Source organism: Dyella sp., from assembly GCF_035685885.1.
Taxonomy (GTDB): domain Bacteria; phylum Pseudomonadota; class Gammaproteobacteria; order Xanthomonadales; family Rhodanobacteraceae; genus Dyella.
In genome coordinates this window covers 1-21,001 of sequence record NZ_DASRZX010000056.1, presented here as the reverse complement: position 1 = coordinate 21,001, position 21,001 = coordinate 1, and the positions used below count along the sequence as shown (strand labels likewise).

General features: G+C 64.2%; 17 protein-coding genes. 11 read left to right on the top strand and 6 right to left on the bottom strand.

What is annotated here, in order from left to right; genetic code table 11:
• Positions 1–128: 128 nt before the first annotated feature.
• The 8 genes from VFG49_RS07005 (at position 129) to pilH (ending at position 10,616) form a co-directional block, all read left to right on the top strand.
• A complete protein-coding gene (locus tag VFG49_RS07005; protein ID WP_324858848.1) occupies positions 129–1,322 on the top strand; it encodes a cupin domain-containing protein in 1,194 nt (397 codons plus the stop codon).
• Complete coding sequence (locus VFG49_RS07000; RefSeq protein WP_324858846.1) at positions 1,319–2,269, top strand: GNAT family N-acetyltransferase; 951 nt, start codon at positions 1,319–1,321, stop codon at positions 2,267–2,269. Before VFG49_RS07005 ends, VFG49_RS07000 begins: the two co-directional genes overlap by 4 nt.
• A gap of 248 nt (positions 2,270–2,517) precedes the next feature.
• On the top strand, positions 2,518–5,364 hold the full coding sequence (locus tag VFG49_RS06995) for a 2-oxoglutarate dehydrogenase E1 component (RefSeq protein WP_324858844.1): 2,847 nt from the start codon (positions 2,518–2,520) through the stop codon (positions 5,362–5,364).
• Positions 5,365–5,511: 147 nt separating this feature from the next.
• The gene (gene odhB, locus VFG49_RS06990) at positions 5,512–6,717 is read left to right on the top strand and encodes a 2-oxoglutarate dehydrogenase complex dihydrolipoyllysine-residue succinyltransferase (RefSeq protein ID WP_324858841.1); all 1,206 of its coding nucleotides are present in this window, start codon (positions 5,512–5,514) and stop codon (positions 6,715–6,717) included.
• 141 nt (positions 6,718–6,858) lie between these two features.
• Entirely contained in the window at positions 6,859–8,283 is a 1,425-nt protein-coding gene (gene lpdA / locus VFG49_RS06985; RefSeq protein WP_324858839.1) for a dihydrolipoyl dehydrogenase, read from the top strand.
• A gap of 258 nt (positions 8,284–8,541) precedes the next feature.
• Positions 8,542–9,138, top strand: coding sequence for a TIGR00730 family Rossman fold protein (locus VFG49_RS06980; protein ID WP_324858837.1), 597 nt, complete (start codon positions 8,542–8,544; stop codon positions 9,136–9,138).
• A gap of 35 nt (positions 9,139–9,173) precedes the next feature.
• Positions 9,174–10,181 (top strand): oxidoreductase, encoded by a 1,008-nt coding sequence (locus tag VFG49_RS06975; protein WP_324858835.1) that lies wholly within the window; start codon positions 9,174–9,176, stop codon positions 10,179–10,181.
• Between the two features lie 69 nt (positions 10,182–10,250).
• A complete protein-coding gene (gene pilH / locus VFG49_RS06970) occupies positions 10,251–10,616 on the top strand; it encodes a twitching motility response regulator PilH (RefSeq protein ID WP_324858833.1) in 366 nt (121 codons plus the stop codon).
• Positions 10,617–10,685: 69 nt separating this feature from the next.
• On the opposite strand, the gene VFG49_RS06965 is transcribed toward pilH, so the two are convergent.
• Positions 10,686–11,582, bottom strand: a complete 897-nt coding sequence (locus VFG49_RS06965) for a DnaJ C-terminal domain-containing protein (protein WP_324858831.1) — start codon at positions 11,580–11,582, stop codon at positions 10,686–10,688.
• Positions 11,583–11,810: 228 nt separating this feature from the next.
• Here VFG49_RS06965 and VFG49_RS06960 point away from each other — a divergent pair, with 228 nt between their 5' ends.
• From VFG49_RS06960 to VFG49_RS06950, 3 genes are all read left to right on the top strand, one after another.
• Positions 11,811–12,290, top strand: a complete 480-nt coding sequence (locus tag VFG49_RS06960; protein ID WP_324858829.1) for a peroxiredoxin — start codon at positions 11,811–11,813, stop codon at positions 12,288–12,290.
• A gap of 79 nt (positions 12,291–12,369) precedes the next feature.
• Entirely contained in the window at positions 12,370–12,747 is a 378-nt protein-coding gene (locus VFG49_RS06955) for a DUF427 domain-containing protein (RefSeq protein ID WP_324858827.1), read from the top strand.
• Positions 12,748–12,864: 117 nt separating this feature from the next.
• Entirely contained in the window at positions 12,865–14,856 is a 1,992-nt protein-coding gene (locus VFG49_RS06950; RefSeq protein WP_324858825.1) for an amidohydrolase family protein, read from the top strand.
• A gap of 175 nt (positions 14,857–15,031) precedes the next feature.
• Here the strand turns inward: VFG49_RS06950 and VFG49_RS06945 are convergent, their stop codons facing one another.
• From VFG49_RS06945 to VFG49_RS06925, 5 genes are all read right to left on the bottom strand, one after another.
• Positions 15,032–15,532, bottom strand: coding sequence for a DUF302 domain-containing protein (locus VFG49_RS06945; RefSeq protein WP_324858823.1), 501 nt, complete (start codon positions 15,530–15,532; stop codon positions 15,032–15,034).
• 52 nt (positions 15,533–15,584) lie between these two features.
• Positions 15,585–16,631 carry a catalase family peroxidase gene (locus VFG49_RS06940; RefSeq protein WP_324858822.1) on the bottom strand — a complete coding sequence of 349 codons (1,047 nt, stop codon included), beginning with the start codon at positions 16,629–16,631 and terminating at the stop codon, positions 15,585–15,587.
• A 199-nt stretch (positions 16,632–16,830) separates the two neighbouring features.
• Positions 16,831–17,748 carry an AraC family transcriptional regulator gene (locus VFG49_RS06935; RefSeq protein WP_324858820.1) on the bottom strand — a complete coding sequence of 306 codons (918 nt, stop codon included), beginning with the start codon at positions 17,746–17,748 and terminating at the stop codon, positions 16,831–16,833.
• Positions 17,749–17,983: 235 nt separating this feature from the next.
• On the bottom strand, positions 17,984–20,587 hold the full coding sequence (gyrA, locus tag VFG49_RS06930; protein WP_324858819.1) for a DNA gyrase subunit A: 2,604 nt from the start codon (positions 20,585–20,587) through the stop codon (positions 17,984–17,986).
• Positions 20,588–20,724: 137 nt separating this feature from the next.
• Positions 20,725–21,001: GtrA family protein (locus VFG49_RS06925; RefSeq protein ID WP_324858817.1), on the bottom strand; the 277-nt coding region annotated here is incomplete at its 5' end.

Below are 21,001 nucleotides of genomic sequence, written 5' to 3'. Positions count from 1 at the left end.
ACATGGCCTCCCGCTCATCTCCCCGCAGGCATATGCGGCCGACATGCGAACGAGCCCGGGGCACGCGCGCCTCGGTGCGCTGACCCTCATCAACGGCTACTTGCCGCGCCTTGGCTTAGAATGCGCGGATGACCACATCACGCCCCCTCCCCATCGAAGTCCGCGGCAGCGCCAAACAGCCGCTGGGCATGACCCCTGCCCAGTTCCTGCGCGATTACTGGCAGAAACATCCCTTGCTGATCCGCCAGGCGTTTCCTGACTTCCAGCCGCCCATCCAGCCGGACGATCTCGCCGGCCTGGCCCTCGAGGAATCGGCGCTTTCGCGCCTGATCATCCACGACGAAAAGCGCGACCGCTGGAAGATAAAGACCGGCCCGCTGACCGAGAAGGACTTCGCCACCACGCCGGACAGCAACTGGACGCTGCTGGTGCAGGACGTGGACAAGTGGGACGCCGACGTCGCCGCCCTGCTCGCGGATTTCACCTTCCTGCCGAGCTGGCGCCTGGACGACATCATGATTTCCTACGCCGAACCGGGCGGCGGCGTGGGTCCGCACGTGGACCAGTACGACGTGTTCCTGCTGCAGGGCATCGGCCAGCGCCACTGGGCCATCAGCACCGACCCGGACGCGCCCACCGATTTCCGCCCTGACGTGGAGCTCAAGCAGCTCCGGCAGTTCGATCCCACCCATGAATGGCTGCTCGGGCCTGGCGACATGCTGTATCTGCCGCCCGGCGTCCCGCACGACGGCATCGCGTTCGGCGGCCCCTGCATGACCATTTCGGTGGGCATGCGTGCACCGTCTCAGGCCGAACTCACCGGCGACCTGGCCGATTACCTCGCCGAACGCCTGGCCGACGAACAGCGTTACGCCGACCCGGACCTGGCGCCAGCCAAGGCCACCGGCGAGATCGACCGCGCCGCCCTCGCCCGCCTGAAACAGGCGCTGCCGTTCGCTGCCGGCCTGGACGACGCCACTCTCACCGACTGGTTCGGACGCTTCATCACCCGCTACCGCAACGCCCAGTTGCCGGTGCCTCCGGAAAAGGCGCTGACCGACACGGCCCTGCTCAAGCAGCTCGATGGCGGCGCCTCGCTGCTGCGCCATCCGTGGGCACGCATGGCATGGGCGCGCGGCAAGCGTGGCGCCACGCTATTCGTCAATGGTCATGCCTATCCGTCGTCGGCCGACTTGGCCGAACGCCTGTGCGGCGAGCGCGAGCTGAGCCCGGGAACCCGACTGCCGGCCAGCGAGGCTGCCTTGTTGCTGGCCCTGGTCAACGACGGCCACCTGGTCGTCCACAAGAAGCGCAAACGGTGAAACTCCAGGACTTCCATGTCGAACGAGCCGACTGGGCCCGCGCCACCGAGCGCGAGGCCCTGAGCGCCATCCGGCTGGAAGTCTTCGTGCTCGAACTGGGCGTGCCCGAGCCCCTGGCGTTCGACGAGGTGGACGACAGTTCGTTCCACCTGCTCGCCCGTGACGGGCACGGAGAGCCGGTGGGCTGCGCCCGTCTCACCCCGCACGGGAAAATCTCCCGCGTCGCCGTCCGCCAGCCGTGGCGTGGCCAAGGCATCGGCGTGGCCCTGCTGCGTGAACTGGTTGCCAGGGCGCGCGCGCAAGGCTGGACCGACATCCAGCTGGATGCACAGCTTTCCGCTGTGCCTTTCTACGAACGAGAGGGTTTCATCGCCCACGGCGACACGTTCGAGGATGCCGGCAACATGCATCGTGCGATGCGGCTCGATCTGGCGCACGACGACGCAGGAAATACCGGATCGACGACAGCACCCGATCTTCCCGCCAGCACCCGCGCGGAGATGGCCGCCAGTCGGCTCCAACTGCTGGCCAAAGCCCGCCACCGGCTCTGCATCTACCAACCGCTACTCAGTGCCGACAGCTATTCCAGTCTGCTGGAACTGGCGGAACTGCGCCGCATCGCTACGTCGGGCCGCGGCGCGGACATGCGCATCCTGTTGCACGACCCGGCGTCCGCCCTGCGGGACAACCATCGTCTCATCGCGCTCGCCCAGCGCCTGCCCAGCATCCTGAAGGTGCGTACTCCCCTGGAGGAAGTCGACCTGGCCTACGCGTCGGCTTATCTGCTGACCGACCAGGGCGGCTACCTGTTCCAGGCCGATGCACGCCGCGCCGACGCCCGCGCCGCTCGCCACGACCGGGCGGCGCAGGCACCCCTAATGCAGCATTTCAACGAAGTCTGGGAGCGCTCGGCTCCCGCCACGGCGCTCCAGCCGCTCGATCTTTAGCCGCCGGCTGAACGTTCGTCCGATCCGGCGTTTCCGCCCATGGGCGCGCGATCCTCGGGAAAAACCGCCGTCTACGACGATGGTCGGTACCTCGCGGGTCGAAATATCGGTCATCGCCCCCATCTAGGTTGGGCGATTGGGTTGCCGCGTCGCAGCACCCCAAGGCTATAATTAACGGGATTTTTCCCAGCCAACCGGTCATCCCCGGCCGGAACCGCTGCAAGCCTCCCTTCCTCACCGGTGGTGACGTGAGCACTAATCTGATCCGCGAGTTCTTTGAATCCTCCCAGCTCGCCGGCGGCAACGCCGATTACGTTGAACAGCTCTATGAATCCTGGTTGGCAGACCCGTCGTCGGTCGACGCCACCTGGAGCAAATATTTCGAGACTTTCAAGGGCCGCGAGTCGGGGGATATGCCTCACTCTGCGGCCATTGCGCGTATAGAAGCCGCGCAGAAGCAGCGCCGCAACGGGTTTGCCGTCGCCGCCGGTCCGGTGGACGACGCCCACGCCCGCAAGCAGGCCGGCGTGCTGCGCATCCTCACCGCCTACCGCTCGCGCGGCCACCTCGCCTCCAACCTCGACCCGCTCGGCCTGGCCGAGAAGCTGCCGGCGCCCGACCTGGAACCCTCGTTCCACGGCCTGTCCGACGCCGACCTGGATACCGAGTTCGATTGCGGCAACTTCGCCGGTGGCGGCCAGCGCATGAAGCTGCGCGACCTGCTGGCTCGACTGAAGAAGGTGTACACCAACACCCTCGGCGTCGAGTTCATGCACATCAGCAATCATGAACAGCGCAACTGGATCTACACCCGCCTGGAGCAGGCCAACGGCAATGCCGGCCTGGATGCCGTAGGCAAGAAGCACATCCTCGCCGGGCTGACCGCCGCCGAGGGTCTGGAGCGCTACCTGCACACCAAGTACGTGGGCCAGAAGCGCTTCTCGCTGGAAGGCGGCGACAGCCTGATCCCGATGGTGGACGACATGGTCCGCGCCGCTGGCGACAACGGCATCAAGGAAGTAGTGATCGGCATGGCCCATCGCGGCCGCCTCAACATGCTGGTCAACATCTTGGGCAAGCCGCCGCGCACCCTGTTCAACGAGTTCGAAGGCAAGTGGGACCATCCGGATGATCCGGCCCACTCGGGCGACGTGAAGTACCACATGGGCTTCTCCGCCGACGTCAAGACGCCCAACGGCGGCACCCACGTGGCGCTGGCGTTCAACCCGTCGCATCTTGAAATCGTCAATCCGGTAGTGGCCGGTTCGGTGCATTCGCGCCAGATCCGTCGCCGCGACACCGAGCGAAAGCAGTCGATGGCCGTCATCGTGCACGGCGACTCGGCGCTAGCCGGCCAGGGCGTGAACATGGAACTGTTCAACATGTCCCAGGCCCGCGGCTTCAAGATCGGCGGCAGCCTGCACATCGTGGTGAACAACCAGGTGGGCTTCACCACCTCCAACCCGCAGGACACCCGCTCCACGCTGTACTGCACCGACCTGGCCAAGATGGTCAACGCGCCAGTGTTCCACGTGAACGGCGACGACCCGGAAGCGGTGATCCAGGCCACCCGCCTCGCCTACGACTTCCGCAAGCAGTTCCGCAAGGACGTGGTGATCGACCTGGTGTGCTACCGCCGCCACGGCCACAACGAGGCCGACGAGCCGGCCGCCACCCAGCCGGTGATGTACCAGATCATCCGCAAGCGCCCGACCACCCGCGACCTGTACGCGCAGGAGCTGGTCAAGCAGTGCGTGATCGCCGATGGCGACGGCCAGAAGATGTTCGAGGACTATCGCGCCCGCCTGGAAGCCGGCGAGCCGATGACCGAGCTGACCACCGCGCTCATCAAGGACATCGAAGTCGACTGGGACAAGTTCATCGGCGGCAAGCTGTCCACCGAGACCCCCACGAGCGTGCCCAGGCAGCGCCTGGTGGAACTGGCCAACCAGATCCTGGTGACGCCCAAGGACATGACGCTGCAGTCGCGCGTGGCCAAGATCTACGAAGACCGCGCCAAGATGGCCGCCGGCGAGCAGCCGGGCGACTGGGGCTTCGCCGAGAACCTGGCCTACGCCACGCTCATCGACGAAAACTACAACCTGCGCCTGGTCGGCCAGGACGTGGGTCGCGGCACGTTCTTCCATCGCCATGCCGTGCTGCATGACCAGAAGACCGGCTACACCTTCATGCCGCTGGCCACGGTGCGCGACGGCGCCGACGTCGAAGTGATCGACTCGCTGCTCAGCGAAGAAGCGGTCATGGCGTTCGAATACGGCAGCGCCACCACTGACCCTTACACCCTGCACATCTGGGAAGGCCAGTTCGGCGACTTCGCCAACGGCGCCCAGGTCGTCATCGACCAGTTCATCAGCTCGGGCGAGTCGAAGTGGAACCGCCTGTGCGGCCTGGCGCTGTTCCTGCCGCACGGCTACGAAGGCCAGGGCCCGGAGCACTCCTCCGCCCGCCTGGAGCGCTTCCTGCAGCTGTGCGCGATGGAGAACATGCAGGTCTGCGTGCCGACCACGCCGGCCCAGGCCTTCCACATGATCCGCCGCCAGATGGTGCGCCCGACGCGCAAGCCGCTGATCGTGATGACGCCCAAGTCACTGCTGCGCCACAAGCTGGCGGTCTCCACGCTGGACGAGCTGGCCACGGGCAGCTTCCAGTTGGTGATCCCGGAGCATCGCGAACTGGCCGCCAAGAAGGTCAAGCGCGTGGTGCTGTGCTCGGGCAAGGTCTACTACGACTTGCTGGAAGACGCCGAAAAGCGCGGCCTCAGCGATGTCGCCATCGTGCGCGTCGAGCAGCTGTATCCGTTCCCGCGTCCGCAGGTCACGGCCGAGCTGGAGAAGTACAGCGCCGCCAAGGAAGTCATCTGGTGTCAGGAAGAACCGATGAACCAGGGCGCCTGGTTCCAGATCCGCCATCACCTGCAGGCCTGCGTCGGCAGCAAGCAGAGCCTGTCGTACGCCGGTCGCGCCCGCTCCGCGGCGCCGGCAGCGGGCCACCTGAACACGCACGTCGCCGAACAGGCTGCGCTCGTCGAGCAGGCACTCGTTTCGCCGATCGGCACCGATCACGCGGCCGAATAAAAAAATCCTGAAAAGTGCGGCCATGGATGGCCGCTTTTTGACTTTTGCGTTCACGGATGGACGCACCCAATTTGAATAGTGCGGCTATGGATAGCCGCTTATTGACCTTAGCGTTCAGGGATGAGCGCACTAACTCAAGGAATTCACATGTCCATCGAAGTCAAAGTTCCCGTCCTGCCCGAATCCGTCTCCGACGCCACCATCGCCACCTGGCACAAGCAGGCCGGTGAAGCGGTCAAGCGCGACGAAAACCTGGTTGACCTCGAAACCGACAAGGTGGTGCTCGAAGTGCCTTCGCCGGTCGATGGCGTACTGAAGGAAATCAAGTTCCAGTCCGGCGAGACCGTGACCAGCCAGCAGGTCATCGCGGTGATCGAGGAAGGCGCTGCCGCCGCAGCACCGGCTCCGGCCGCTGCTGCCCCCGCCGCGTCGGCTCCTGCTGCCGCGCCGGCCGCTCCGAAGGCTGCGGCCGCCGGCAATGCCGACCTCTCGCCGGCCGGCCTGCGCGTGGCCACGGAACAGAACATCGACGCCTCCAAGGTGGCCGGCACCGGTCGCGATGGCCGCGTGACCAAGGAAGACCTGCTCAACGTCGGCAAGGGTGGCGCCGCTCCGGCCGCCGCTACGCCGGCTGCCAAGCCCACGCCGGGTTCGCGTCCGGAAGAGCGCGTGGCCATGACCCGCATGCGCGCCCGCATCGCCGAGCGCCTGATGCAGTCGAAGAACTCCATCGCCATGCTCACCTCGTTCAACGAAGTGAACCTGGCCGAAGTGGTGAAGATGCGCAAGGCGCTGGGCGAGTCGTTCGAGAAGGCGAACGGCGTGAAGCTCGGCTTCATGAGCTTCTTCGTCAAGGCTGCCGCCGAAGCGCTGAAGCGCCATCCGCTGGTCAACGCCTCGGTCGACGGCAACGACATCGTCTATCACGGCTACCAGGACATCTCCATCGCCGTGTCCACCGACAAGGGCCTGGTGACGCCGGTGCTGCGCGACGTGCAGGACATGAGCTTCGCCGACGTCGAGCGCGGCATCGTCGACTACGCCAAGAAGGCCCGTGACGGCAAGCTGGGCCTGGACGACCTGCAGGGTGGCACCTTCACCATCACCAACGGCGGCACCTTCGGCTCGCTGCTGTCGACCCCGATCGTGAACCCGCCGCAGAGCGCCATCCTGGGCATGCACGCCATCAAGGAGCGCGCCATCGTCGAGAACGGCCAGGTGATCGCCGCCCCGATGATGTACCTGGCGCTGTCCTACGACCACCGCATCATCGACGGCAAGGACGCGGTGCTGTTCCTGGTCGACATCAAGAACCAGCTGGAAAACCCGCAGCGCATGCTGCTGGGCATCTAAGTCCCCGCGTCAGCCCCTCTCCCTGCGGGAGAGGGGTTGGGGTGAGGGTTCGGTCCTGCCGAAACGCCTCGCTCCGCACGCACCCCCACCCGCCCTATGGGCACCCTCCCCCGACGGGAGAGGGATAAAGCGAGAAGCGACATGAGCGAAAAATTCGACGTCATCGTCATCGGCGCCGGCCCTGCCGGCTATGTGGCCGCGATCCGCGCCGCGCAGCAGGGCCTGAAGACCGCCTGCGTGGATGCCTTCGTCGGCAAGGATGGCAAGCAGGCCCTCGGCGGCACCTGCCTCAACGTGGGCTGCATCCCGTCCAAGGCGCTGCTGGATTCGTCCAAGCAGTACTACAACATCGCGCATAACCTGCCGGTGCACGGCATCACGGTGGAAGGCGCCAAGGTTGACCTCGGCACCTTCATCGGCCGCAAGGACAAGATCGTCAAGCAGTTCACCGGTGGTATCGGCCAGCTGTTCAAGGCCAACAAGGTCACCCCGTTCTTCGGCAAGGGCAAGCTGCTGAAGGGTAATGAAGTTGAGATCACCGGCAACGACGGTTCCAAGCAGACCATCAGCGCCACCAACGTGATCCTCGCTTCGGGCTCGGTGCCGATCGAGCTGCCGTTCGCCAAGTTCGACAACAAGTTCATTGTCGACAATGCCGGCGCGCTGGACTTCACCGAAGTGCCCAAGCGCCTGGGCGTCATCGGCGCCGGCGTGATCGGCCTGGAGCTGGGCAGCGTGTGGAAGCGCCTGGGCTCGGATGTGACCGTGCTCGAAGCGCTGCCGGACTTCCTCAGCGTGGCCGACGCGGACATCGCCAAGATCGCCGCCAAGGAATTCGCCAAGATGGGCTTGAACATCAAGCTCGGCGCCAAGCTGACCAAGGCCGAAGTGAAGGGCAACGAAGTCGCCCTCACCTATGAGGACAAGGACGGCGCGCATGACCTGGTGGTCGACAAGCTGCTGGTCGCCGTGGGCCGTCGCGCCTACTCCGACGGCCTGCTGGCCGCCGACACCGGCGTGAAGCTGGACGAGCGCGGCCGCATCGTGGTCGACGAGCACAACCACACCGGCGTGAACGGCGTGTGGGCCATCGGCGACGCCGTGCGCGGCCCGATGCTGGCGCACAAGGGTTCCGAGGAAGGCGTGGCCGTGGCCGAGTGGATCGCCGGCAAGGCGGGCCACATCAACCTCGACACCGTGCCGTGGGTGATCTACACCGAGCCGGAAATCGCCTGGGCAGGCAAGACGGAGAAGCAGCTGAAGGACGAAGGCGTGCCGTACAAGGTCGGCACCTTCCCGTTCGCAGCCATCGGCCGCGCCGTGGCCATGAACGAGGCCATCGGCCAGGTGAAGATGCTCGCCCACGCCGAAACGGACCGCATCCTGGGCGTGCACATGGTCGGCCCGGGCGTGTCCGAGCTGATCGCCGAGTGTGTGGTAGCGATGGAGTTCAAGGGCTCCTCCGAAGACCTCGCCCGCATCGTCCACGCGCACCCGACGCTGTCGGAAGCCGTCCACGAGGCGGCGCTGTCGGTCGACAAGCGCGCGATCCACAAGGGCAATTGAGGGCAGGCTGCCCTTGTCCCGTGCAGGCCATGGATGGCCGGTGACACGGGATCCACGGCCCGCTCGTGGCAACATGAGCGGGCCGTTTGTTTTCCGCCGTCATTCCGGCGAAGGCCGGAATCCCGTAGCGATACCGTACGGCTGTCGCGAAACGATGAGACCGGTTGGTTTCTTCGCGACAATCGAGCCATGTCGCCACGGGATTCCGACCTGCGGCGGAATGACGAACACTCCCCTCCAGACGTAAATGTCCATCCCATGCCCCAACCCACCGCCCTTTGCGTCTATTGCGGCTCCAGCAGCGGCAAGCATCCCCAGTACATGGAACAGGCCCGCGCGTTCGGCGCTGAAATGGCCAGGCGCGACATCGCGCTGGTCTATGGCGGCGGCAAGGTGGGCCTGATGGGTACGGTGGCCGATGCGGTGCTGGCCGGTGGCGGCAAGGTCATCGGCGTGATCCCTCGCCAGCTGGTCGAGCGCGAGGTCGCACACACCGGGCTCACCGAACTGGTGGTGGTCGAGACCATGCACCAGCGCAAGACGCGGATGTTCGAACTGTCCGATGCGTTCGTCGCCCTGCCCGGCGGCTTTGGCACCCTGGACGAGATGTTCGAGATGCTGACCTGGGCCCAATTGGGTCTGCACCGGTATCCCTGCGCTTTCCTCAATGTGCGCGGGTACTACGACGCGTTGCGCGGAATGGTCGACCATATGGCCGACGAAGGTTTCATTACGCCCGGTCAGCACGAAAGTGTATGGTTTGGAGACGACATGTCAGCCCTGTTCGACTGGATGCCCACCTATGAGGGCGAGCGCGCTTCGCGCCTGGTCGACAAGCGCATCGTCGACGCCTGAAAAACGCTGCACGGCACGCCGCAAAGGAATCCCCCATGAGTTCCCCCTCCGCCTTTCGCGCCCTGCGCATCCACAACGACGACGCGGGCTACCGCGGCAGAATCGAGACACTCGACGCCGATGCACTCAGCGCAGGTGAAGTGTTGGTCCGGGTGGCATATTCGTCGGTCAACTACAAGGACGCGCTGGCCGGTACCGGCAAAGGCAAGATCCTCCGGCAATATCCGCTCAACGGCGGCATCGACGCGGCGGGTACCGTCGTGGCTTCCACCGATCCGGCCTTCAAGGAAGGCGATGCCGTGCTATGCACCGGCAGCGGTCTTTCCGAAGTACGCGATGGCGGCTATGGCGAATTCATCCGCCTGCCCTCCGCCTGGACCATTCCGCTCCCGACAGAGCTGAGCCTTCGCGAAAGCATGATCATCGGCACGGCCGGCTTCACGGCTGCGCTGGCGCTGCTGCGCATGGAGGACAACCGGCAGACGCCGGCGCTCGGCCCGCTCGCCGTCACCGGCGCCACCGGTGGCGTGGGCATGCTGGCCATCGACATCTTCACGCGCGCGGGCTACGCGGTGCATGCCATCAGCGGCAAGGCAGTGCATTTCGATTTCCTGCGTGACCTCGGCGCTGCCGAGTGCATCGACCGCCACCAGCTCGTCTTCAGCGGCAAGCCGATGGATTCGGCCCGCTTCGGCGGTGCGCTGGATAATGTCGGCGGCGACATGCTCGCCGGCCTGCTTCCGCTGATCGCGCCCTACGGCAACGTCGCCATCTGCGGCAACGCCGGCGGGGCCGGCTTCGAAAGTACCGTGTTGCCCTTCATCATCCGCGGCGCCAGCCTGCTGGGCATCGCCTCGGCGGGCACGGCACGGGACATCCGCGACCGCGTGTGGCAGCGCCTCGCCACCGACTGGAAGCCGCAGCACCTGGAACGCATCGCCACGCGTGAAATCACGCTGGAGCAATTACCCACGATTTTCGACCAGATGCTCGCGGGCGAGTCATTCGGGCGTACTCTGGTGCGCGTAGGCGCGACCGCCTGACCGCTGCGCTTGGAAAGCGCGGCGACAGCGTCTTAGAATCCAACGAAACAACAAGGGGAATTCCACCTTATGGCACGCATCCTGATCGTCGACGACTCGCCGTCGCAGCTGTTGGGCATCAAGCGCATCGTCGAAAAGCTCGGGCACGAGGCCCTGACCGCGGAAGATGGCGCGGCGGGCGTCGAGGCGGCCAGGCGTGAACGCCCCGACTTGATCCTGATGGACGTGGTGATGCCCAACCTCAACGGTTTCCAGGCCACCCGCACCATCAGCAAGGATCCGGATACCTCGCATATCCCGGTCGTACTGGTCACCACCAAGGACCAGGAAACGGACAAGGTGTGGGGCCTGCGCCAGGGCGCAAAGGCTTATGTCACCAAGCCGATCAAGGAAGAGGAACTGGTGCACACGCTCAAGGAACTGCTGCCCGCCTGATCGGGCGCGGTGCACAAGTAACGAAAAACGGCGCCCTGGGCGCCGTTTTCTTTGGCCATCCAGATGGCCTTATTGCCGCGGGTTGTAATCCGGAAACTGGTCGCGAAGCGCTTCGAACGCCTCGCGCTGCGCATCGGACTCGGCAGCCGGTACGCGGATCGACAACTCCACCAGTTGGTCACCCGGATGCGCGCCGGGCAACCCGCGACCTTTCAGCCGCAGCTTGCGGCCCGATTGCGACCCAGCCGGAATGCGAAGGTCCACTGCACCTGCCAGCGTCGGCACGGGAATGGTCGCACCCAAGGCGGCCTCCCATGGCGTCACGGGCAGCACGTGCAGCACGTTGCGGCCGTCCAGGCGGAAACGGCCATCGTCGCGAATGCCCACCTCCAGCAGGAGATCGCCGTTTGGTGCACCGCCCGTCCCCATATGCCCCTGCCCCGCCAGGCGAATGACCTGCCCAGGCTGGATGCCTGCGGGAATCTTCACTTCCAGCACGCGCTCGGCGCCGTGTCCGTCTTGCAGGGCCAGCCGCGTCTTGCCGCCGTCGAAGGCGGTCTGCAGGTCGATCTGCACATGCGCATGCACATCGCCACCACGGCGCGCCCTGGGTGCGCCGCGCGAACCGGCTCCACGACCGAACAGACTCTCGAAGAAATCGCTGAAGTCGCCGCTGCCATCGCCGCCGAAATCGAAGCCATGGCCCTGCCCCCAACCCGGCGGCGGACGGAACTGCTCGCCACCGCGATAACCACCCGCGCGCAGCTCGTCGTACGCACGGCGCTTCTCGGTGTCACGAAGCACTTCATTCGCTTCGTTGATCGCCTTGAATTTCTCTTCCGCACCGGCGTCCTTGTTGCGGTCCGGATGGTATTTCTTGGCCAGCTTGCGATAGGCCGCCTTGATCTCGGCCTCGGTCGCCTCCGGCTTTACGCCCAGAATGTCGTAATAGTCTTTGAATTCCACTGCCACTCCCCGGCGATCCACCTGCCCGCCCCGTGCGGAAGAAACTGCCTCCCGCCCACCGGATCGCAAGGCACGCGCCCGCCCGACTCATATGGGTACCGCATGGCGACGTTCGCCACCGTCTCTATGGTCCCCGAGATGGGTGCGAACGCGGCGTGATTCAAGGCGACAAGCGATCCGGGTGGCGCTAGGATCCGGCCTCCACCTCACCCTTCCGAGACCCCAGCCATGAGCATCCAGGTCGGCCAGACCTTGCCCGACGTCGAGATCCGCGCGATCGGCGACACCATCGAGCAAACCCATACCGGTACTTTGTTCGCCGGCCGCAAGGTGGTGATGTTTGCGGTGCCGGGTGCGTTTACGCCCACCTGCTCCAACCGCCACCTGCCGGGTTACGTGCAGCACTTCGGCGAGTTCCAGGCGCGCGGCATCGACGTGATGTGCCTCGCCGTGAACGACGCCTATGTCATGCAGGCCTGGGCCGTCTCCCAGAACGTGCCACATGGATTGCTGATGCTCGCCGACGGCAACGGCGCCTTCACTCGTTCGATCGGCCTGGAGCTGGACGGCAACGCCTATGGCATGGGGCTGCGCTCCCGTCGTTTTGGGCTTTTCGCCGACGATGGCGTAGTGAAGCTGCTGCAGGTCGAGGCGCCCGGCGAATTCCGCGTGTCGACCGCCGAAGCCATGCTCGAAGCCATCGGCTGATGGTCCCGGCGTGGCGCTCACGCGCCGCTGACGCCTGCGGAGTAGCCTCTGTGCCTTGCTGCCGCGAGGGACAGACGCCATGGCGAAAGAACACCGCATCCCAGGACCCGATCATCCGATCGAGATCACGCCGGACCCTTCCCACATCGTCGTCCGCATCGCGGGCCAGGTGGTGGCCGATACGCGTTCCGCACTGACGTTGCGCGAAGCGTCGTATCCGCCCGTGCATTACATTCCGCGCAGCGACGTGAACATGGCGCTGCTCGAAAGAACCGATCACCAGACGTATTGCCCCTACAAGGGCGAATGCGCCTACTACAGCATTCCGCTTGGCGGCGATCGGGCGGCCAATGCCGTATGGACGTATGAACATCCATACGAAGCCGTGGCCGCCATTGCAGGCCACCTCGCGTTCTATGCCACCCGGGTCGACGAGATCAGCGTGACGCCGGGCTGACCGGCATCCCACCACGCGCACTGGCGCCCGCGATACCGCTCGGATACCGTCGCCGCATCCCGCGTCGACCGCCGTGTCGATGGACCGATCGCCCGTCACCCGCGTCAGGAGCTATCCATGAAGCTGGAGTGTGCAAGTGCGTTCCTCGCCGTCCTGATCCTTGCTTCCGCTTCATCCAGCATCCACGCGCAAACGTCCCCGCCGAACGAACACGGCAGCTTCGTGCTGCACAAGTTCGCCCGCGCGATAGGCAAGGAGACCTATACGCTGGAGCGCAAGGACGGCCAGCTCGTGCTCGAATCGGATTTCCTGTTTACCGATCGCGGCACGCCGGTACCGCTCAAGACCCACTATCGCGCAACGGATGAAGCGCATCCTCTGTCGCTTACCACCCAGGGCCGCTCATCGCGTTCCAGCGAGTTGAATGACGCGTTTTCCGTCAATGCATCGCGCGACCAGGTCTCGCTCGTGCGCGGCGGCAAGACGACGGTCTATCCGGCCAACGACCACACCTTCCTGATGGACGGCTATTCGCCCGTCGCCATGCAGGAGATGTTGATGAGGTACTGGCTCTCGCAGGGACATCCCGATCGCATCGCGGCGCCTCCCGGCAACGACATCCGCATCCAGCCCACTTCGGATCTCCACCTCAGCGTGGCCGGTCGCGATGTCACCCTGCATGGCTACCAGGTATCGGGGCTCGCGTGGGGCAACGAGGCCCTTTGGATGGATGATGCCAACCAGTTGGCCGCCCTGGTCACGCGCGATGCGGAGTTCGATCATTTCGAGGCCGTGCGCGAAGCCTATGAACCGTCACTGGCGGACTTCATCCAGCGCGCGGCCAACGATGGCCTGGACCAACTCGCCAAGAAAGGGCGACAGCCCATCGTGAAGCGCCTTGTCGTCACGCACGCCACGTTGATCGATGGTACCGGTGCACCAGCAAAGAACGACGTTGCCGTGTTCATGGACGACGGCCGCATCAGCCGTATCACGCCCATGACAGACCATCCATCGACCCAGGGCTACGAGGTCATCGACGGCCACGGCAAGTTCCTCATCCCGGGCCTTTGGGACCTGCACGCCCATTACGAGCAGGTCGAATGGGGGCCGGTGTACCTCGCCTCCGGCATCACCACGGTGCGCGATTGCGGCAACATCTTCGATTTCATCACCTCGGTGCGCGACGCGATCGACCGGGGGCGCGGCATCGGTCCGCGCATTCTCATCGCCGGCGTCATCGATGGCAGCGGGCCGATCTCGCTGGGCGCGATCATCGCGGACACGCCCGACCAGGCGCGGGCATGGGTCAAACGCTACAAGGACGTCGGGGCGCGGCAGATCAAGATCTACAGCAGCATGAAACACGAACTGGTTCCGGTGATCACGGCGGAGGCACATCGCCTGGGCATGACGGTGACCGGCCACGTTCCCGAAGGCATGACCACCGAGCAGGCGGTCAGGGGCGGTTATGATGGCATCAACCACATCCACTTCGTGGCGCGCGACCTGCTGCACATGGAACGCAACAAGCCGCTTCCACCCCTGGATTTCACGACGCCCGATGCCAAGCGCCAGCTGGCCCTGTTCCGCGAACGTCACATCGTCTTCGACGACACCATCGCCCTGTTCGAGCTCGACCTGCATCCGGAAGCCACGCCGCTGAGCACGATCGAACCCGGCATCACGCACGTGGCACCCGAGCTTGCCGCCGCGCTCGACAATCCTGGCGCACCGCCCGAACGCGCCAAGCGATACGACTACCTGCTCGCCACGCTGCGCGAACTGCACCGGCAGGGCCTGACCGTCGTCGCCGGCACGGACCAGGCCATCCCCGGCTATTCGCTGCACCGGGAACTGGAAATCTACGTACAGGCCGGTTTCACCCCGATGGAAGCGTTGATGGCGGCGACCAGCGTGCCCGCGCACGTGATGGGCCTAGACAAAGATGTCGGCACGCTCACCGTCGGCAAGCGTGCCGACATGGTGCTGCTCGATGGCGATCCCCTCGCCGACATCCGCAACACACGGCGAGTCGCCAAGACCATTGAAGCGGGCGCGGTCTACGACCCCGCTCCGTTATGGCAATCGGTAGGATTCAAACCCTGATCGCGTGAAGAGGAAAAACCGGCATGGCCGGGGTTTCCTGCCTCTGTGGCAACCGCCTCTCGATATCGACAGGATGCCAGGCGAGCAACCGAGCGCCATGCCATTCCGGTCGCGCCGCCATCGCACCGTCGACATTCCTGGCCCGTACAACTTTTAATGCCACTTGGCAGACAGGTCAGTTCACCGCTGCCATGGCCAATTTGTCGAGTACCACGTCAATCGCTCCCGCTATCTTGTCGAGCGCTGCCATGCCATAGGGCGCCATGATCGGCAGGAACTTGTCGTAGGAAACGTGCACGGCGCCATCGCGGTCTTCAAATACCATGAGTTTCGTTGGCAAGTACAGGCCGACCTGAGCACCTCCCGCCGCCAGCAGCTTCTGCGCAGTCACGGGATTGCCGACGATGAAGCATCCCGCTTTCATCGGCGTCCCTGACAAGGACAGAACCTTGCCCCAGTTGAGATATCCCACCTCAATCAGGTTGCTCCTTCCGGCGAACTCCGCACATTCGGCAGCGTAATCGCTCCAATGACTGCTGGCAGACAGCCGGCCCATCAGCGTTTCGATGCTTGCATTGCCAAGCTCGGCCCTCAGGTCCTTCACGGTTTCAGCAAAATCCTTGCTCGAAAGCAGATCGACGTGCTCCGTGGTGATGGTGGTAATCGTGGGTCGCATGACAACGCTCCTTTGCCAAGGCCAGGGTTCACGCATTGCACGACAGCGAATGCTATTGGCGCTGCCCGAACGAAATCGGATAAGCCGTGTTGCGCATGATCAGCATCGGATCGGCAGCTTCCACGCCAGGATGTGGCTGCCCGGGCAGGAACAACAACAACCGTTGTGCGGTATCAGGATCGGCAGGCGGCTTGTTGAGCGTGAAGGTGCCGAGCTTCACCAGCTTGCGGCTGTCCGGCCACGCAAGGGACGGGTCTTCGATCTTGTCGCCCGCCTCGGCAATCTGCACATACCAGTCGAACACGACCGGAGCTTTGCCGATGCGCTGCAGGATGTCGTCCTGAAGGTAACTGGCGCTTTTCGCCTTGCGTTCGTCCGGTGTCAGGTAGTGCTCTCCGCTGCGAGGCACCAGGCGATAGCGCACATACGACGATTTCCCCTGCGCATTGGTGAACTTGAGCGAATTGACGCCAAAATATGTGGCTTGCGCGTAGGACACGGGATATGTGCGGCTTTCCAGGAAGGCTTTGACGCCAGGATGCGCCGCGACATATTTTTCGACGGGTGTGGGATGGGGAACGCCCGGCCCACTGGCGCCGAGTGCGCGAAGAAACACGGCAAATTCGTCAAAGGTCGCGGTGATGAAGCCGTTATGCTGATTGGTCTCGATATCGAAGTCGTCGCCATCCGCAGCCTTGATCTTGACGGCAAAGCCCGCAGGCGACGCGCCGTCGGCATTGTCCGGAAGATCAGGAACGCCGGCGAACAGTGAGAAGCGCGCAACGATGGTTAGCGGCCCGCCGGTGAAAATGGGCTCTTTCGTGACCGTGCGCGCCTCGGCGGCGGGCTCAAAGGTTCCCTCCAGCATGACGCCTTTGGTGTGCACCGCACGAGCATGGTGGTCGCCAAAGGCCGTGTGAAGCGCATTGACCATGCTCAGGGGCGTCTCGCGTGCACCACCAGCTTGCGGAGAGGCCTCCTGTGCCGCGACGGAGCCCGCCCATGCGAGAGCCGCGCACAGAACAACGAACGCGTGATGCCGGACCGAGCCGGCCATCGGATACCGACTTTTGAAGCGCGAAAACGGACGATGTGACATGGCGGCTTCCACTCCGTGAGTGAGGTGAGCCCCATGGTTGCGCCATGCCAATGGCCGTTATTGGACGTTTGAAGCGCGCATTGTTCAAATCTGCTTTCCGAGTGATGCCTCGGCTATACGCCCCGGTCCGAGGCGAGTCACATCCAGCTTGCCCTGGATGAGCACGGCCAAGCAGGCAAAGCTCCCAACGCGTAAAAGCTCAATCCCGCGATCTGGGCATGGCATTGCGGTAAACGCCAGGTCCCACGCCGGTACGCGCCGTGAAGACCCGCGTGAAGTGACTCTGGTCGGCAAATCCACAGGACAACGCGATGTCGGCAAGCGAGCGCGAGCGATCGCTCATCAACTCAATGGCTCGGTCGACTCGGCGCATCAGCAACCATTGATGCGGTGACATCCCGGTACTTCGTTTGAACGCACGTACAAACGTGCTGGGCGACAAATCGCATTCCCTTGCAAGCTCAATCAACGGAACGCCATCAGCAAGCCGCGTGCGCATCAACTCCTTGGCGCGTCGCTCCTGCCAAGGCGCAAGTCCACCGCATGCGGGCGCGACACGAGCCGCCCGCAATCCACCATACGTGGCGACCAGGTGAGTGCGCAGCGCCACCAGCATGTGGTCGACGAAGATTTGATTCGTATGCTGTTGCGCGTGCAATGCCGGTAACAGGGCGTAGCCGATATGGCGTACGACCGTGTCATCAAGAAAAGCGCCTTTCTCCCAACGCAGGTCGCGCACCCCTGGCGTGCCCGAGTCTTCGCCAAGCTCCGTCAATGCTTCGCGTGGCAGATAGAAGAACAGGTCGTGAAACGGCTGGTCCGTGAAGCAAATCGGATTGCATTCCAGATCGTACAGATGAGTGGTTCCGGGCGAGATCGGCTTGACCGGAACCGAGCGTCCGTCGACCCACAGTTCATGATGCGCAATGCCTCGCAGCTGGAGTCCCAAGAGGTAGGCGCTTTCCGTAGCCATCGGCGCGGTGAAACCGAACCCGGGTTCGTCGCTACGAAGTTCAGTGACGACCAATGGCCCAAATCGGGTTGGGCTGGAAAGCGTCGGAGGTGTTTCAAGGTTGAAACTTCGCCCAAGCTGCTCGCCATAAGCTCCGCGCGCCATGCGTCTCGTCTCCGGATCGATATTGATCCTGCTGGTGATCCTTGGATCGCCCGGCAGCCGACAGCCTTGACTGGAACGACGGGATCATAGATCACTGCGGCCATGAAGTCTGCCCGGTCGACCGTTGCGTCTGGACCAACGTGTCCGGCGACTGCTACGCCATAGAACGCGTGGGAAACCTGATCAAAGAAAAACCCGGCTTTCGCCGGGTTTTTCTGTTCCAACCAGGTTCGGGTTACTGGTCTTCGCCAGACGGTTCGGTACCGACGTCGCCCGGGATCTCCTGGCCTTCGTCACCCTCGCCTTCGCCGTTCTCCTGTTCTGCGTCGAGACGAACCACGCTCACCAGTTTCTCATCTGCCGGCAGGCGAATGAGCGTCACGCCTTGGGTGTTGCGGCTGAGCTGCGAGACTTCCGCCACACGGGTACGCACCAGCGTGCCCTGGTCGGAGATCAGCATCATCTCGTGCGCTTCGGTGACCTGGGTGGCCGCCACCAGCGCGCCGTTGCGCTCGGAGCACTGGATGCCGATCACGCCCTGCGTGCCACGACCCTTCTTCGGGAACTCGTCGAGCGTCGTGCGCTTGCCGTAGCCGCGCTGGGTGGCGGTGAGGATATCGCCCTCGGCAGCAACGATCAGCGAGACCACTTCGGCGTCATCCGCCAGCTTCATGCCGCGCACGCCGGTGGCCGTACGGCCCATCGAGCGCACCTCCGCTTCGTCGAAGCGCACCGTCTTGCCATTGGAGGCGAACAGCAGCACGTCGCTGTTGCCGTCGGTGAGCGCGACGTTGACCAACGCATCGCCCTCGTCGAGGTTGATGGCGATCTTGCCCTTCTGCAGCTGGAACGCGAACTCCGTGAGCGGCGTCTTCTTCACCGTGCCCTGCTTGGTGGCGAAGAACACGAAACGGTCTTCGGTGTATTCACGCACCGGCAGCACAGCCTGCACCTTCTCGCCCTCGCCCAGCGGCAGCAGGTTGACCATCGGCTTGCCGCGCGCATTCGGACCCGACTCCGGCATCTGGTAGACGTTGAGCCAGTAGACGCGACCGGTGCTGGTGAAGGTGAGCAGCGTGTCATGGGTGTTGACCACCCACAGCTGCTCGACGAAATCCTCGTCTTTCAACGCGGAGGCCGAACGGCCCTTGCCGCCGCGACGCTGCGCGCGATACGTGCTGGCCGGCTGTCGCTTCACGTAGCCGGTATGCGAGAGCGTAACGACGACGTCTTCCGGCGCGATCAGGTCGAGGACGTTGAGGTCTTCCTGCGAATGCTGGATCTCGGTACGACGCTTGTCGCCGAACTCCTCGTTGATGACGAGCAGCTCATCGCGGATGACCGACAGCAGACGCGCGGGATCTTCCAGGATCTCGATCAGGCCGCGGATAGTCTCCAGCACCTGGCGATATTCGTCGGAAAGCTTTTCCTGTTCCAGGCCGGTGAGGCGGTGCAGGCGCATGGCCAGGATTTCCTGGGCCTGCACTTCGGACAACTGGTAACCGTCGGACTTGAAGCCGTCGCGCGGATCCATGTCCTCGGGACGCGACGCCTCGGCGCCCGCCGCTTCGAGCAGCGTTGCCACCATGCCCGGCTGCCACTTGCGCGCAAGCATGCGCTCGCGTGCTTCCTGCGGCGAGGCGGAGGTGCGGATCAGCTCGATCATCTCGTCGATGTTGGCGAGCGCGACGGTGAGGCCTTCCAGGATGTGCGCGCGGGCACGTGCCTTGCGCAGATCGAAGATGGTACGGCGCGTCACCACTTCGCGGCGGTGACGAATGAAGGCCTCGAGGATGTCCTTGAGGTTCAGCAGGCGCGGCTGGCCATCCAGCAGCGCGACCATGTTGATGCCGAACGTCACCTGCAGCTGCGTCTGCTGGAACAGGTTGTTGAGCACCACGTCGGCCATCGAATCGCGACGGATTTCGATCACCACGCGCATGCCGTCCTTGTCGGACTCATCGCGCAGCTCGCTGATGCCTTCGAGCTTCTTTTCCTTCACCAGCTCGGCGATCTTCTCGATCAGGCGAGCCTTGTTCACTTGGTACGGCAGCTCGTGGATGAGGATCGTCTCGCGGCCGTTCGATTCGGTTTCGATCTCGGTGCGGGCACGCACCAGGATGCGGCCGCGACCGGTGCGGTACGCCTCGATGATCCCGGACGAACCGTTGATGATGCCGGCGGTCGGGAAATCCGGCCCCGGGATGTAGTGCATCAGGTCGTCGATCGACAGCAACGGATCGTCGATCAGCGCGATGGTGGCGGCGATGACTTCGTTGAGGTTGTGCGGCGGCACGTTGGTCGCCATGCCCACCGCGATACCGGCCGAGCCGTTCACCAACAGGTTGGGCACGCGCGTTGGCAGCACCAGCGGCTCGTGCTCGCTTTCATCGTAGTTCGGGCCGAAGTCGACGGTGTCCTTGTCGATGTCGGCCAGCAGCTCATGCGTGAGGCGCGACATGCGCACTTCGGTGTATCGCATGGCTGCCGCGCTGTCGCCATCGACCGAACCGAAGTTGCCCTGGCCGTCGACCAGCATGTAGCGCAGAGAGAACGGCTGGGCCATGCGCACGATGGCGTCGTAAACGGACGCGTCGCCGTGCGGGTGGTATTTACCGATGACGTCACCGACCACGCGGGCCGATTTCTTGTAAGGCTTGTTCCAGACATTGCCCAGTTCGTTCATGGCGAACAGGACGCGGCGGTGCACAGGCTTGAGGCCGTCGCGGACATCCGGAAGGGCGCGTCCCACGATCACGCTCATGGCGTAATCGAGGTAGCTCTGGCGCATCTCGTCTTCGATGTTGACGCGAATGACTTCTTTGGCGAGTTCTGCCATCAATCGGCTTCCCTGATGATGAAAAGGGCCGCGATGCGCGCACTTTCCGTGCGTGCTGGAGCGGCCTGGAAACAACCCACGAAGTGTAACACGTTTGACGTAGGATTCACAGTATTTTTTCTTTGTGAATCAATGGTTTATGCGGACGTCCTGGATCGCTTGAAAAGCACGCCGCGAGCTGTCGCAAAATTGACCAGTGAAGCGGCCGCAGAGCTGGCAGCCACGGCCACCGCGGGCCATCGATGCAACCATGGATAAAGCATCAGGATGGCGGCGTAAGCCGCGTAATTGACCACGGCGCCCACGCTCATGAGGGCGATCCAATGCAGCCATTCGGCGTGCAGCGAGCGGCCGCTGTCGCGATGCTGGAAGGTATATCGACGGTTCCACAGCCAGGTGGCCGTCGCGGCTGAA

Coding starts and splice junctions, on each gene's coding strand:
- VFG49_RS07005 (WP_324858848.1), top strand. CDS start 129: ATGACCACATCACGCCCCCTCCCCATCGAAGTCCGCGGCAGCGCCAAA.
- odhB (WP_324858841.1), top strand. CDS start 5,512: ATGTCCATCGAAGTCAAAGTTCCCGTCCTGCCCGAATCCGTCTCCGAC.
- lpdA (WP_324858839.1), top strand. CDS start 6,859: ATGAGCGAAAAATTCGACGTCATCGTCATCGGCGCCGGCCCTGCCGGC.
- VFG49_RS06980 (WP_324858837.1), top strand. CDS start 8,542: ATGCCCCAACCCACCGCCCTTTGCGTCTATTGCGGCTCCAGCAGCGGC.
- VFG49_RS06975 (WP_324858835.1), top strand. CDS start 9,174: ATGAGTTCCCCCTCCGCCTTTCGCGCCCTGCGCATCCACAACGACGAC.
- pilH (WP_324858833.1), top strand. CDS start 10,251: ATGGCACGCATCCTGATCGTCGACGACTCGCCGTCGCAGCTGTTGGGC.
- VFG49_RS06960 (WP_324858829.1), top strand. CDS start 11,811: ATGAGCATCCAGGTCGGCCAGACCTTGCCCGACGTCGAGATCCGCGCG.
- VFG49_RS06955 (WP_324858827.1), top strand. CDS start 12,370: ATGGCGAAAGAACACCGCATCCCAGGACCCGATCATCCGATCGAGATC.
- VFG49_RS06950 (WP_324858825.1), top strand. CDS start 12,865: ATGAAGCTGGAGTGTGCAAGTGCGTTCCTCGCCGTCCTGATCCTTGCT.
- VFG49_RS06945 (WP_324858823.1), bottom strand. CDS start 15,532: ATGCGACCCACGATTACCACCATCACCACGGAGCACGTCGATCTGCTT.
- VFG49_RS06940 (WP_324858822.1), bottom strand. CDS start 16,631: ATGTCACATCGTCCGTTTTCGCGCTTCAAAAGTCGGTATCCGATGGCC.
- VFG49_RS06935 (WP_324858820.1), bottom strand. CDS start 17,748: ATGGCGCGCGGAGCTTATGGCGAGCAGCTTGGGCGAAGTTTCAACCTT.
- gyrA (WP_324858819.1), bottom strand. CDS start 20,587: ATGGCAGAACTCGCCAAAGAAGTCATTCGCGTCAACATCGAAGACGAG.